Origin of the sequence: Enterococcus larvae (assembly GCF_017830045.1) — a bacterium.
GTDB classification, from domain to species: Bacteria; Bacillota; Bacilli; order Lactobacillales; family Enterococcaceae; genus Enterococcus_L; species Enterococcus_L larvae.
Genome location: NZ_JAEDXU010000016.1, coordinates 1 through 13,330, shown reverse-complemented (window position 1 = coordinate 13,330; position 13,330 = coordinate 1). Strand labels below are relative to the sequence as shown.

Below are 13,330 nucleotides of genomic sequence, written 5' to 3'. Positions count from 1 at the left end.
CCTTTGACGAGTTGTTCTAATTTTCGTAAATAAACAGGTTTTGATCAAATATTTTTACGCAGCCTTAGACGTTTTGCTATTTTTTCAATTAGAAAAAGTGCAGGCAGTTGAGAGGTCAGTTCAATTGTTTTATCGTGATTATCACTTGTTTTATAAATAGTTTCACGATTGATCGTATAAGGGATATTTAGATCAGACATTCGACTGATTGTCGAACTATCGCCATTCGTAATAGAAATGATTGGACATTTCTTTGTATTCAACCGTTTGATATAATGGATAATTTCTTTTGTTTCTCCAGTTACAGACAGAGCGATCACACAGGTATTCTGCAGCACATCATCTGGAAACCATTCGATGGGGTAATTTGATGGGTCTTCGATTCGCAGAGCTGTTTGAGATAGGTTGCTAAAATACAACATGCCATATCCGGCAATCATTTCCGATGAACCTGAACCAAGAAACAGAACCAAACCTTTGTCATAAAGCATATCTACAGCTTTTTCAATCTTATCTTTCAAAAAGGGGTCGTTGACTCGTTCAAGAAAATGGATGTATTGTGCCTCATCAACATCAGAAACTTGTGCTTTTTGCAGCGAATCTGCATACAGCTGAAGCTTTACCTTAAATTCTGCAAATCCATTGCATTCAAATTTATGGCAAAAACGCTGAATACTTGCTGTACTAGTATGCGTCTCTTCTGCAAGATCCCTGATTCGCATATAAGAAACAGCTTTTAAGTTATTCGCAATATAATGATAAATATCGTACTCTAACGGATTCAGTTCAGGAATGTAGTCTAAAAAAAGCATAGTTGTCCTCCTTGTCACAAGCTGTGACAGATTTGTCAATAATATCAAGCTGTCGATACAAATGACAACAGTTTGAAAGCGCATAACATTTCAGATTTGCTGGTGCTATACTTCATTATAGAGGGCGCCCAAACAATCTGCAATAGACAAACGAGGAGGAACAACATGACAATCAATTTTCCAAAAACATTCTTCTGGGGAGCTGCCAGTAGTGCAACTCAAGCAGAAGGACGTGAAAAAAATGACGGCAAAGGAGAGAATATTTGGGATTACTCATCTAAGCATTTTAATTTCCGCTTTTATGATGGTGTGACTACGGAACATACCTCCTACTTCTATCGAGATATTAAAGAAGATATACAAAGAATGAAAGAAATAGGTTTTAACTCTTTTCGGACATCTATTTCCTGGTCTAGGATTTTCCCAGAAGGAACCGGAGAAATCAATCAACAAGGGGTTGATTTTTACAACGAAATGATCAATGAACTGTTAGCTCAGGGAATCGAGCCATTTATCAATCTCTATCATTTTGATATGCCAATGAAGCTTCAAGAAATCGGAGGCTTTGAAAACCGCAAAGTCATTCAAGCCTATACTGACTATGCAAAAACCTGCTTTGAGTTGTTTGGTGATCGCGTCAAGTATTGGTTTACCTTCAACGAACCGATGATCCCTGCTGAAGCCGGTTATCTTCATGATCGCCATTATCCTTATGTCGTTGACTTCAAACGAGCAGCCACTGTTCTTCATCATATCGTTCTTGCTCATTGTGAAGCAGTGAAATGCTATCGTGAGATGGAACTTCCTGGCAAAATCGGGATTATCATGGACGTGATCCCTGTGTATCCCCGAAGTCAAAATCCAGCTGATCTTTTAGCAGCAGAAATGGCCGATCTTTTCTACACGAAAAGTATCAATGACGCTATTCTAAAAGGAAAATACCCTGACAAATTAAAAGTGATCCTTCAAAAATATAATCAGCTTCCTGAGGTAACAAACGAAGATACGCAGCTTATCTCGTCAACAAAAATCGATCTTCTAGGCATCAATTACTATCGACCTCGAAGAGTGAGGGCAAAGGAATGTCTACCTAATCCAGAAGGTGTTTTTTCTCCGGAATGGTTCTTTGATAATTATGAAATGCCCGGTCGTCGAATGAATACATCCAGAGGAATCGAAATATATCCCAAAGGCATCTATGACATTGCTAAAAAAATTCAACAAGAATATGGTAATATCGACTGGTTTGTTTCAGAGAACGGTATCGGTATTCAAGATGAAGAACGATTCATGAAGGATGGCGTCGTGCAGGATGATTACAGGATCGATTTTCTTAAGGAGCACTTGAGCTATTTGAATCAAGCAATCGATGAAGGAGCAAATTGCCTGGGCTATCATATGTGGACCTTTGTGGATTGCTGGTCCTGGGGAAATGCTTATAAAAACCGTTACGGCTTCTATCGATTGGATATCGAAACTGGCGAAAAGACCTGCAAAAAATCAGGAAAATGGTTCAAAACCGTCACAGAACAACATGGCTTTGAATAGAAATAACGACAAGAAAATTATTTGACCTGACTCATCCATGAAAAAAAGGAGAGCCATTTCCCTTTCACCAAAAATGCTAGGAAAATGGACATCGGACCATCAAAATTTTAGAATCTGTGAAGTTATCTGATCAGATTCTTCCACAATCAAAAGGAGAACCTCTACTCTTGCATACACAAGAACCTAGAAGTAGAGGATATCGGACCACAAAGTTTAAGAATCTGTAAAGTTACATGATCAGATTCTTCCACAATCAAAAGGAGAACCTCTACTCTTGCATACACAAGAACCTAGAAGTAGAGGATATCGGACCATCAAAATTTTAGAATCTGTGAAGTTATCTGATCAGATTCTTCCATGAAAAAAGGAGAACCTCTTATGATGAAAGTTTTTGATAATCTTGCTATTAAGTTGCTGCCTATTGCAAATGCTATCGGTAACCAAAGACATTTGCAGGCTGTTAGAAATGGATTGATTTCCATTTTGCCTTTAACTATTGTCGGCTCATTCTTCACAATCCTATTGAATCTGCCGATTACCGGCTACTCGGAAATGATTGCACCCTACTTACAGGCTTTAGATGTGCCGTTTCGTTTTACTGTTGGACTGATGTCACTTTATGCCTCCTTCACAATCGGAGCATTTTTGGGAAGCACATATAAACTAGACAAAATAACCAGTGGGTTTTTATCTATGCTTGCTACATTATTGATGGTCGTACCCGTCAATATTCAAGAAGGCATCGATACGTTCGGAAATACAGTTGCTGCCGGGCGGTATATTCCCATTACACCATTGGGCTCTCAAGGGCTTTTTGGCGCTATTGTAGCCGCACTTATTTCTGTTGAAATCTATCGTTTCACGAAAGAAAAAAATCTTGAGATTAAAATGCCCGCAGGTGTACCACCTGTTGTCGGTGAATCTTTTGCTGCACTTTTACCAACATTGATCGTCATTTTATTATTCTGGATTCCAAGACATTTTTTAAATTTTAATTTGAATGAATTATTAAGCTTAGCTATCTCACCATTGAAGGGATTCCTCACTGGGAATAACCTTCTTGGAGGCGTCATCACCCAATTCATGATTTGTCTATTCTGGGCGCTAGGTATTCATGGTCACGCTGTTCTAGGACCAGTGATTCGTCCATTCTGGGATCAAGCAATCATTGAGAACGCCGAGCTGTTTCAAAACGGTATGAGTGCTTTTAAATTACCGAATTTATTTACTGAACAATTTTACCAGTGGTATGCGCAAATGGGCGGTACTGGTGCAACCTTAGCGTTAGTAGTTTTATTCCTTTTCTCACGCTCAAAATACTTGAAGCAATTAGGACGACTATCCATTCTTCCAGGTATATTCAACATCAATGAGCCTGTAATCTTTGGTGCACCGATCGTTATGAACCCGATACTGGCGATTCCATTCATCTTAGTGCCAATCGTTAACACGATACTGGTCTACATTGTGACAGTTCTTGGCTGGATGCCAAAAATGATGGTCAAGCCGCCATTCTCTATACCAGCTCCACTTGGTGCTCTGATTACTTCCAACTGGAATTGGGTCGCCTGCGTGATGGTCTTCGTCTGCTTTGCTGTTTCTCTGATGATTTATTACCCGTTCTTCAAGGCGTTTGAAAAGATGCAAATAGAGCAAGAATCTCAGGAAGAAGCAAGCATCAACTGATTAACTACAAAATGAAAAGAGGGCTACCTAATGACCTATCTCTTATGCGGCAGTATCATTTTCCTGACCCATTTTCTTATCAGTCGTTATTGGAAAAAAATACGACTATCTTTTGGAAAACTACTGGGTTTAACAATTCTGCTATTACTTGCGGCAGCATTCATCAGCACAGCCGTTGGAACGCTGCTGCCAATCGTTCTTAGCACTTTGATAACTGCGGTCATTCTACAAAATGCTTATTTACAAAATATCAAATCAAAAAGCTAACCGCAAAAAAGGTGCAAGACAATAATCAAATTAGAAATTGTCTCACACTCTACGAATAAACGGCGAGCCAAAAGCTGCTCCTTCGAAATTAAGTCGAAATTGCTTTAACACACAACAACTACTGCAGTAATTCTGATGTGGGAAAGTACCTACTTGGATACTGAAAATATGAAAAGCCATTTTCCTATATTTCTTCTTAATTCTCGGAGCATCTCACTTTTGGTCCCGCCTCTTTTCTATTTTGTAACTAGCTTTCCCTTTTCCAAAAACAGCTGTTGATCAGCAAATGCTAATGTAGTCGCTCTATGGGAAATCAAGAAAACTGTTTTCTCTGCTGCTTCCGAAGATAATGCATTCAATATCTCTTGCTCATTGATGTAATCCAGATTACTAGTTGGCTCATCCAATAACAGGAATGGTGCATCATGCAGAAATAGACGTGCCAAACCAAATCGTTGACGCTCTCCATCCGATACAGATCTAGCTTGTCCGCCAATCATTGTGTCATAGCCATCGGGTAAGGATATGATCCATTCATGAAGTGCTGCCTGCTGTGCCGCCGCCTCTATCTCCTGAATGGAATAGCTTTCTTTTCTTAAGCTGATATTGTTTGCGATAGTATCCTCAAAGATAAAGGTCGTCTGCTCCATGACCCCTTCCAATTGATGAAGGGATCGCTCTGAGATTTGCGTCAGCTTCGTATCACTGATTTGAATCGTTCCAGTCTGAGGGTCCCAGTAGCGCATCAGCAATTTAAGAAGAGTACTTTTCCCACTGCCGCTTTCTCCACCAATACCTAAGACAGTGCCTTGCTCTATATCTAAAGAAAGCTGATTTACTACCTTGTCTGTGCCTTCATAAGCAAATGACACATCTTTTAACTTTGCACCAGAAAACTGTGATAGTTCTTGTTCACTATCCTCAAATGAGACAACAGCTTCCTCCTGCACAAGCTCATACAAACGACGACCACTTGCCAAAGTTGTAAGAAGCGCATTCCCTAAACCACTTAACGCAAGAACTGAACCAAATGAACTCAGACTAAGCACCGTACTGGTTATTACTGTTTCTGCTGGTAGATTCAGTGTATTCCCTAAGAGCAGGATACCTACTGCTGTCCCAACCAGCACAGCCTCGCTTATTATCTGTAATAAAGTAGATTGCTTCAATCGTCCTTTGTATTGTTTATTCAAGCTTTTACCAGATTTCTCGAGCTGTTCCAGACGTTGCTCGCCCAAATCGTATTGCGCAATATCCTGCAAGCTTTCTACATTTTCCATCACATACTGATTCATTTCTGCTAGCGCACTCTGATAGGCATCCCCGATTTTTTTACTTTTTTGATAACCAACTATAGGAATCACCACTCCCACTAGCAGCTGACCGCCAAGTAGAATAAGTGCTAATACCCAGTTGTAGCTCCATAGATAACCAACAGAAACAACTGTTGTCCCTAAAGCGATAAATGTCGGTGAAATCGTATGGGCAAAAAAGACTTCCAGAGCTTCGACATCTGAAGTGATCGCCGTAATCAACTCTCCGCTCCGCTTGCCAGTCAATCGAGCTGGTCCCAGTTTTCTCAAAACAGCAAAAATTTGTTCACGAATATAGGCTAGTAAGCGAAAAGCAATATCATGATTCAGGTACTGTTCACAGTAACGGGCAACACCTCGCAAGAGACCACAGCCAATCATCAACAGCATTGCGTTCATCGCATTTGTTGCCTCTCCGGAAAAAAGTCGCCAAAGCTCTCTTGTTCCAATAATTGGGATAGCTATCACCGATAAATTACTGATGATCCCAAGTAAAATTGCCAAGCTCATTTTCCCCCTCAGCGGCTTCACAAAGGAAATCAGCCAAAGGATAACATTTGATTGGTTCATCGATTTCCCTCCTTCAGTAGCTGACTTTCTTCTTGGAAATAATTTTGGAAATACCCTGTTCCCTGTTGTAACTCATTAGGAGTTCCGTTTTCAACCACTCTTCCGTTCTCAAAAACCATTACCTGATCGGCCTTCAATACATTATAAAGACGATGAGAAATGAATAAAACGATTCTTTCTTGCGAAAGCTCTTTTAAAACAGTCAAAATTATTTCCTCACTCTCAAGGTCGATTCCTGAGGTGATTTCATCAAATACATAAAATTCCGTTTCACTTAGTAAGGCTCGTGCCAAAAGCAGTCGTTGTCTCTGACCACCAGATAAATTACTGCCATTCTCAGTCAGTACATCCTCCAACTGCATTGGAAGCTGCTCGACAAAAGCTTTCATACGCACTTTTTCCAATACCTGCCATAATTCTTCATCCGAAGCACTAGACGCTGCAAGTAATAGGTTTTCCTTGATTGAAGTAGGATATAGGTACCCATGATTATCTACAAGCAATGCTCGTTTATGGATAGCAGCTGCATCCAACTCTTTCAGCTCATTGTTTCCCCAAAGGATTTTTCCATTATGTCCTGATAACTGGTGCAGAAGTAAACGTACAAAGGTACTCTTTCCTGAGCCGGATTTCCCAACTAATGCAGAAAATTCTCCTTTTTTGAATGAAGCAGAAACCCGCTGTAATGCAAGTGTATCTGATCCTTTATATTGAAAAGAAATATCTTCAACCTTAATCTCGTTCAGCGGTGTATTGATTGTCTCCGTACCGTATTCTTGTTCCGGAAGTTCCAAATAGGTAAACAGCTTTCCGCAAGCACTGATGCCATTCATCGCTACATGAAACAATGAGCCCAGCTGACGCATGGGAATAAAAAATTCTGCGCTTAACAATAGAAACATAATCATCCCGACTGTACTGATGCCGCCCTGTTGATAGGTCAACAATGCTAACCCAATACCCAAAGCCGCACCGCTATAGGAAATGATATCCATAATTGTGATTGAATTCAATTGCATAGACAGCAAGCTCATTGTTACTTTACGGAAACGCTCCGCATCTTCAGCAACTTCCTTTTGCTTGAATTCATCCTGATCATAAGCTTTCAAAACGCTCAGTCCGTTTAGATTTTCATGAAACTTCGTCCCTAAATCTGTATATCTGCCCCAATAACTGCTCAATATTCTCTTGGCAATTTTCATGACCGCCATGATCACGATCGGAATCAACGGCATACATACCAAAAGAACCAACGCAGGTTTCCAAGCAAATGGACCTAATGTGAAAAAAATCATCAACGAAGCCAACATACAGTAGAAAAATTGCGGCAAAAATCGAGCATAATAGATTTCCAACTGCTCAATACCATCTACTGAAAGCTGCGCCAATGTAGCAGGAGCCAGTTGACCTTCACTATTTCCCATTCGAAATGCTTTTGCCATCACTGCCTTACGGATAGATAAGCGAAGCTCAGCCGAGGATTCATAGGTCAACATCTCAATCATCTTGGCTAAAAAGCTTTTTACTACAAGTACACCCACTGCAGCAATAATGATTTTCCCGCTGTTCAGTACCCCTTGCTCAAGGTAAAGTGCCAAAGCTTCCGCAAACATAAACCAGATGAAAATAGATAAAATCAGATTCAATAGTCGAGCTGCCACCAAAAGTACCAGTTGTTTTTTTTCAACTAACTGAAAAAGCCGTTTATCGATCATTACGGTTACCTACTTCAGCAGAAGCTACACTGCGATTCTTTCCTTTTAAATACCATGTCAGTAAGACAACATGGGTGACATAAACAATCCCCATAGTTACTCTCATCATCAAATTATCAACAATAATGCAAGGAATCAGAAAAACAATAAAAATAGCTAAAAACATCTTGATCATATTCTTTGTAGAAATATTTTTTTGAAGGATTGGTTTCTCAACATATTTTTGATAGCTTTCCGATTGAATAAAGCGATTGTACAGCTTATCAGAGCTTCTCAACCAGAAAAATCCTGTTAATAAATAGAAAACTGTTGTTGGTAGAAACGGCAGGAATATTCCCAATGTTCCTAAAGCAAATGTCACTGCCCCCAGCGCAATAAAAAGAAATTTTTTCATGAATCACTACTCCTATTTCTAAATAATTATGTGTCTCTTTTTTTAGTATTAAAATTATCTTGGTAAAATATCTTCCATTCAACTTGTTAAGTATAGCACAAAAAAACAGCACTGAGAATGATTCTCAATACTGTTTTTTTATTTCTGTTCCATTTAGTCAAATGCTGTTTCATTTTAGGCTTCCTCAAATAAACCTTGCCTATTTCCAGCGAATTGGGATTTGTCCCTCTCCGTCGAAGGAATAATTGCCTTTTCTAACACTGAAAGAGAATGACAAGAAGCGCTCTGAACCTGTTAATCCTTCCCATTTGACTTCCTCATTACTTTCAAAGCTATAATCTTCGTCTCCTTGATTCAGATAGGAATGGTACTCTATTTCTGCACCATCGAATTGAGAAGACAGGATGACCGGATCAACTAATTCATAAGAAGTTGTTCCTTGTCTGAGTGTAACTACTGGTAGCGCTCCTTCAGAATAAATGTCTAGTCTGCTTAGCTTATTCAAACTAGACAATGCAGAAACATCTGTCAGTAACGCTTGTGTGTAGATAGCGTCATAATAGTAGCCTAGTTCTTCTTGCACGGCTTCTTCTGCGGCCATTTCCTCATCTTCTGTGCCGAAGCCTTTGCCTTCTAGATACAATTGTTCTAGATTCTCTAAGCCGGCTAAATCAGTCAACGCATGCTGATTGGCAATAGGAAGGCGCAATTCTTTCAGCTTTTTAGCGGCACTGACTGGTCTCAAATCATAAACAGGATTCGTAAATTCACCGCTTAACATTTCTAAATTCTCAGCAAATTCCACCCCATGAATATTCGTATAAGGGTCTGACCAATCTGGGCTGATATCCTTAACATGTGCCATGTATGATGGCTTGAATAGCTGCAGTTGATTGATGATCAGGTCTTCTTCTTGCCATTCCTTCTCAATCGCCTCATTCTGTGCCTCATATTCAGCTTCAGTTATTTGACCACTTTCCAGCAATTCATTCAACTCTTCTTGCTTTGAGCTAAAATACTCCGATAGATAACCATCGATTTCGTCTGCTACTCCCCCACGCAAATCATTGCTTCCAATGTGGATAAATTCACTCGAATCTGCACTAGCACCCATTGGAAATACAAATAATAAACCTAATCCGGCACCAACCAATACTTTTTTCAAACGTTTCAACATTTATCATTCCCTTCCTCGTTATAATAACATCTTATCATAACAAGAAACAAATGCAATACATGATCAAAAGCTTAGTTTTACATACTAAAAAACTTTATTTTTTAATATATAATTAGAAATACCTTAAATATATAATTAGTTTGTATCTCTTATAAAATAACAAAAAATAAAGAAATCGCATTGGATCAGCCCTTCATCACAGCATCCTAGTATTTGCTCGATTAGAAAGCATTAGGCAAAACAACCTTTATAACACATTGCCTTATTTCTTAGGAACAGCTACAATCATCATAGAGGAGGCTGATCATAATGAAAAAAGTAATCATTAATGAAGAGTTTTGGGAGCTTTTTCCAGAAGCTCAAATCAACTTTTTGGTCATGAAGGATATTGATAACCACATTGAAGAAAAGGATGAAGCCCATTTTACCGAACTGCTAAAGGATGCTGCTAAAGAGGCGGATAAGTTTTTAACAGAAGAAAGCTTCAGCAGCAATCCTGTTGTTGCACAATGGCGGGATGCCTTCAGCAAGTTCAAAACGAAAAAGGGTGCTCGTTCCTCTATTGAAGCATTATTAAAAAGGGTGAACCAGCAACGAAAATTCTTTCCAATTAATCCTCTTGTTGATATCTACAACAGTGTTTCTTTAAAATATGGTGTCCCGAGCGGCGGGGAAGATGTCGACAAAATAGAAGGGCATTTATACTTAGGGAAAGCCAACGGTGGAGAGAGCTTTTTCCCTCTTGGAGCAGAGAATGATTCTCCTGCCTTACCAGAGGAGCTTATCTATTTTGATGAGGTTGGAGCAATTTGCCGGTGTTTGAATTGGCGGGAAGCACAACGAACCATGCTGACTGAGGAAACAACAAATGCGATCCTTGTTATAGAAGCCATCAATAACGAACAAGCTAAACGAGCAAATCTAGCAATTCATGAGTTGAAAAATTTAGTGGACGCTTATTTCAAGACTAACAGCACAATCTATACATTATCTAAAGAAACTGCTGAAGCTGAAATAGGCTAAAGTATAGATCTCCTGAGGCTGATAGTCACTTAGTACAAAGATAGCCCGCCAATATAGTAAATAAAGCACAATAAAATACCTCATAAAAGCTGTTTTTATCCACGGCTTTTATGAGGTATTTTTTATCTGGAAGGCATCAGCAGCAATAGATTTTGAACATCTGGTTTGCTGCTGTTTCTTCCTCATTCTTCTTTTTCATTGGAACCCTTACGCTTTTTTACGGCCTCCGTCAACAGGTATTCGATTTGACCGTTCACACTGCGGAACTCATCCTCCGCCCACGCAGCCAGTTCGTTGTACAGTGCGGTAGAAAGGCGCAGCGGCACCTGTTTTTTTGTTTTCTGCTCTTTTCCGTCCATAACAACAGTCCTCTCCGCAGATACTAAAAGTATCTTAGTACAATGATCCGCTATTTACAATAGGCTGTGCATCACGATTCCCACATAGAACAACCATCAAATTACTTACCATAGCTGCTTTGCGCTCATCATCCAACTCAACGATTTCCTGTTCACTCAGTTTTGCCAGAGCCATTTCAACCATGCCTACTGCTCCTTCAACAATCAGTTGACGAGCATCCACAACAGCAGAAGCCTGCTGACGCTGCAGCATTGCAGCAGCGATTTCCGGAGCATAAGCTAAATGAGTGATTCGTGCTTCCATGATTTCAAGACCGGCAACATCAACTTTTGATTGAATTTCTTCAGCCAATCGATTGCTGATTTCCTGACTTGATCCCCGTAAGCTTCGCTCATTAGCATCTTCATTATCCGCTGCATCATAAGAGTACAGACGAACAATATTTCTCAACGCAGAATCACATTGAATAGAAAGATACTCGGCAAAATTATCCACATCAAACATTGCTTTCGCAGTGTCTGCCACACGCCAGATAACAACAATACTGATAATGATTGGATTTCCAAGTCGATCATTCACTTTTTGCTTATTGTTACTCAATGCCATCGTTTTCAGTGATATCTTGCGTGAAGAACGATGTTGATTATTGTTTCCCCCTTTGGCAGCTACAGTTTCAGGCTCCAATGCAGGAGCATTCTCTGATGATGCCAAGCTTGTTGGGATCGGTACTGCTGTTGTAAATGGATTAACAAAGTAGAAGCCTTCCCCCTTCAGCGTACCAATATACCGTCCGAACAATGTCATGACCATTGCCTCATTTGGACGAATAGTTTTTAGCCCCATAAACAAAAGCGGCAATGGTACGCACCAGTAGAATATGCTTAATCCAAGTAAAATACTGCCTAATACAAAGGATTCCTGATCTAAATACACAACGCCGACTATGAATGCAACGATTGATAAAACGATCCCGAAAATATTCAATAACAGCATCGGCATCCCGCTCATTGCTTTTAGTTGAACCTCCTGTGTTGGTACTTTATTCATTACTGCTTTTTGATTTTCCATTTTTCTCCATCCTCCCTTGTGATATCAAATTGATATCACTTAAATATTACAATCATATTACCAGATAAAATACTTGTTGTCAAAGAAAACTGTTACTTATTTCACATACAACGATTCAACTCATGCAAAATAAAAAAAATCAGACAGAATGATCCCAATTTTAATACCAGAATCACTTTGCTTGATCTTTTCTTATATTCATCATTATTTTATTGCTTCTTTTAAGGTTTTACTGAAATAGCTTTTTGCAGATCTGCAACATATTGTGCCTGCTGTTTTTTTAAGTAACCTTTTACAAATGGCTTCATTATTAGCTTCTTAGCTGTAACATCCTCGGTAAAATCGATTTCTGTCTTCCCGTTTGCTTGAGAAAAATGACCAGCCCAATGTCCCTTCATATTATCGTTTTCCATATCGAATGCCCAGCTCTTGAGATACTCTCTTGAGGTAATGGTAAATGTCGTTGCATACCCATCCGGAGTATATTCAATAAACTGTTGTTCACTGATTTGTTCTATTTTACTTATGTCGCTTCGCCATGAATACTCTGTCAAAGATGTAACAATTTGCCAAACCTGTTGGATATCACAATCAAAAACAGCCTTTATATTTGTAATTGCCATGATCACACCCCCTATAAACTCTTTTTTAATAACCACAGTAAAACCAACCAAGCAATACATCGGCTGCTGCAATAGCTTTAATCTATCTTTTAGCTATGAACTATCTTCTCGATCATCCCCTTTTCCATATAGGTTTTATCAGCTAGTTCATCTATGGTCAGCCCTTCTTTGTATAAGCGTTTTACCATGATTTTCAAGTCCTCGCCTACCTCAATGATATGTCCATCAGGATCATACAAGCGGGCAACCTTTTGTCCCCATGGCATGATCATCTCAGAACCAAGCAGTTCAACTTTTTTCTTTCTAAGCTTTTCCATAAACCCGTCAAAATCTTCTTCTTCAAAATACATTTCGACTACATTTCCACCATAGCGGAAAAAATCCTGTTTACAGTTTGTGAATGTCAGCCATGACTGTTCTGTTTGAAGCGCCAGCCCGCCTGTAAGGGTTGCATTTTCTCCTAAATCAGAAATAACTCTTACACCTATAATTTGTGTATAAAATCCCTTTGATTTCTCTATGTCTTTTACAATCAGCATTGGTCCTCTAAATTTCATGCGCTCACTCCTTATCTATTAATAATTGTACCAAAAGCATAATAGATAAGAGACACATTTTCTGCCGTAAAATGCGTGGTTCCGTTATGATAGTAAAAGAGAGTGGGACATTAGTCAGATGAAAATCTGATCATTGTCCCACTTTTTTTGATTTAAGGGTACACAAAAAGCACTCAGACCTATAAGATTAAAGTGACTAAACCAAATCAGAAAGGAA

General features: G+C 39.3%; 13 protein-coding genes. 4 read left to right on the top strand and 9 right to left on the bottom strand.

Features of this window, described 5'->3' with window-relative positions:
* Window positions 1–44: 44 nt before the first annotated feature.
* Complete coding sequence (locus tag I6N96_RS19195; protein ID WP_209559180.1) at window positions 45–812, bottom strand: MurR/RpiR family transcriptional regulator; 768 nt, start codon at window positions 810–812, stop codon at window positions 45–47.
* 165 nt (window positions 813–977) lie between these two features.
* Here I6N96_RS19195 and I6N96_RS19190 point away from each other — a divergent pair, with 165 nt between their 5' ends.
* The 3 genes from I6N96_RS19190 to I6N96_RS19180 all read left to right on the top strand — a co-directional run bounded on the left by I6N96_RS19190 (window position 978) and on the right by I6N96_RS19180 (window position 4,313).
* Window positions 978–2,360: a glycoside hydrolase family 1 protein gene (locus I6N96_RS19190; protein ID WP_209559179.1), complete on the top strand. Its 1,383-nt coding sequence runs from the start codon at window positions 978–980 to the stop codon at window positions 2,358–2,360.
* 381 nt (window positions 2,361–2,741) lie between these two features.
* Window positions 2,742–4,046 carry a PTS sugar transporter subunit IIC gene (locus tag I6N96_RS19185; protein ID WP_209559240.1) on the top strand — a complete coding sequence of 435 codons (1,305 nt, stop codon included), beginning with the start codon at window positions 2,742–2,744 and terminating at the stop codon, window positions 4,044–4,046.
* A 30-nt stretch (window positions 4,047–4,076) separates the two neighbouring features.
* Window positions 4,077–4,313, top strand: a complete 237-nt coding sequence (locus I6N96_RS19180; protein WP_209559178.1) for a hypothetical protein — start codon at window positions 4,077–4,079, stop codon at window positions 4,311–4,313.
* Window positions 4,314–4,549: 236 nt separating this feature from the next.
* Here the strand turns inward: I6N96_RS19180 and I6N96_RS19175 are convergent, their stop codons facing one another.
* From I6N96_RS19175 to I6N96_RS19160, 4 genes are all read right to left on the bottom strand, one after another.
* Entirely contained in the window at window positions 4,550–6,196 is a 1,647-nt protein-coding gene (locus I6N96_RS19175) for an amino acid ABC transporter ATP-binding/permease protein (RefSeq protein ID WP_209559177.1), read from the bottom strand.
* Window positions 6,193–7,911 (bottom strand): ABC transporter ATP-binding protein/permease, encoded by a 1,719-nt coding sequence (locus I6N96_RS19170; RefSeq protein WP_209559176.1) that lies wholly within the window; start codon window positions 7,909–7,911, stop codon window positions 6,193–6,195. Before I6N96_RS19170 ends, I6N96_RS19175 begins: the two co-directional genes overlap by 4 nt.
* Entirely contained in the window at window positions 7,901–8,305 is a 405-nt protein-coding gene (locus I6N96_RS19165; RefSeq protein ID WP_209559175.1) for a YbaN family protein, read from the bottom strand. Before I6N96_RS19165 ends, I6N96_RS19170 begins: the two co-directional genes overlap by 11 nt.
* Window positions 8,306–8,504: 199 nt before the next feature.
* Window positions 8,505–9,482 (bottom strand): hypothetical protein, encoded by a 978-nt coding sequence (locus tag I6N96_RS19160; protein WP_209559174.1) that lies wholly within the window; start codon window positions 9,480–9,482, stop codon window positions 8,505–8,507.
* Window positions 9,483–9,791: 309 nt separating this feature from the next.
* Between I6N96_RS19160 and I6N96_RS19155 the strand changes: the two genes are divergently transcribed.
* Entirely contained in the window at window positions 9,792–10,505 is a 714-nt protein-coding gene (locus I6N96_RS19155; RefSeq protein WP_209559173.1) for a B3/B4 domain-containing protein, read from the top strand.
* A 182-nt stretch (window positions 10,506–10,687) separates the two neighbouring features.
* Here the strand turns inward: I6N96_RS19155 and I6N96_RS19150 are convergent, their stop codons facing one another.
* The 4 genes from I6N96_RS19150 to I6N96_RS19135 all read right to left on the bottom strand — a co-directional run bounded on the left by I6N96_RS19150 (window position 10,688) and on the right by I6N96_RS19135 (window position 13,113).
* On the bottom strand, window positions 10,688–10,864 hold the full coding sequence (locus I6N96_RS19150; protein WP_209559172.1) for a type II toxin-antitoxin system antitoxin: 177 nt from the start codon (window positions 10,862–10,864) through the stop codon (window positions 10,688–10,690).
* A 34-nt stretch (window positions 10,865–10,898) separates the two neighbouring features.
* On the bottom strand, window positions 10,899–11,912 hold the full coding sequence (locus I6N96_RS19145) for an SPFH domain-containing protein (protein ID WP_245187066.1): 1,014 nt from the start codon (window positions 11,910–11,912) through the stop codon (window positions 10,899–10,901).
* Between the two features lie 242 nt (window positions 11,913–12,154).
* Window positions 12,155–12,556: an SRPBCC family protein gene (locus I6N96_RS19140; protein WP_209559170.1), complete on the bottom strand. Its 402-nt coding sequence runs from the start codon at window positions 12,554–12,556 to the stop codon at window positions 12,155–12,157.
* Window positions 12,557–12,645: 89 nt separating this feature from the next.
* Window positions 12,646–13,113, bottom strand: a complete 468-nt coding sequence (locus I6N96_RS19135) for a VOC family protein (RefSeq protein ID WP_209559169.1) — start codon at window positions 13,111–13,113, stop codon at window positions 12,646–12,648.
* Window positions 13,114–13,330 lie beyond the last annotated feature (217 nt).

What these genes read in the sequence shown, in the direction of transcription:
- I6N96_RS19135 (WP_209559169.1), bottom strand. Translation starts at nt 13,113, where the DNA reads ATGAAATTTAGAGGACCAATGCTGATTGTAAAAGACATAGAGAAATCA.
- I6N96_RS19140 (WP_209559170.1), bottom strand. Translation starts at nt 12,556, where the DNA reads ATGGCAATTACAAATATAAAGGCTGTTTTTGATTGTGATATCCAACAG.
- I6N96_RS19175 (WP_209559177.1), bottom strand. Translation starts at nt 6,196, where the DNA reads ATGAACCAATCAAATGTTATCCTTTGGCTGATTTCCTTTGTGAAGCCG.
- I6N96_RS19165 (WP_209559175.1), bottom strand. Translation starts at nt 8,305, where the DNA reads ATGAAAAAATTTCTTTTTATTGCGCTGGGGGCAGTGACATTTGCTTTA.
- I6N96_RS19155 (WP_209559173.1), top strand. Translation starts at nt 9,792, where the DNA reads ATGAAAAAAGTAATCATTAATGAAGAGTTTTGGGAGCTTTTTCCAGAA.
- I6N96_RS19195 (WP_209559180.1), bottom strand. Translation starts at nt 812, where the DNA reads ATGCTTTTTTTAGACTACATTCCTGAACTGAATCCGTTAGAGTACGAT.
- I6N96_RS19185 (WP_209559240.1), top strand. Translation starts at nt 2,742, where the DNA reads ATGAAAGTTTTTGATAATCTTGCTATTAAGTTGCTGCCTATTGCAAAT.
- I6N96_RS19180 (WP_209559178.1), top strand. Translation starts at nt 4,077, where the DNA reads ATGACCTATCTCTTATGCGGCAGTATCATTTTCCTGACCCATTTTCTT.
- I6N96_RS19190 (WP_209559179.1), top strand. Translation starts at nt 978, where the DNA reads ATGACAATCAATTTTCCAAAAACATTCTTCTGGGGAGCTGCCAGTAGT.
- I6N96_RS19160 (WP_209559174.1), bottom strand. Translation starts at nt 9,482, where the DNA reads ATGTTGAAACGTTTGAAAAAAGTATTGGTTGGTGCCGGATTAGGTTTA.
- I6N96_RS19150 (WP_209559172.1), bottom strand. Translation starts at nt 10,864, where the DNA reads ATGGACGGAAAAGAGCAGAAAACAAAAAAACAGGTGCCGCTGCGCCTT.
- I6N96_RS19145 (WP_245187066.1), bottom strand. Translation starts at nt 11,912, where the DNA reads ATGAATAAAGTACCAACACAGGAGGTTCAACTAAAAGCAATGAGCGGG.
- I6N96_RS19170 (WP_209559176.1), bottom strand. Translation starts at nt 7,911, where the DNA reads ATGATCGATAAACGGCTTTTTCAGTTAGTTGAAAAAAAACAACTGGTA.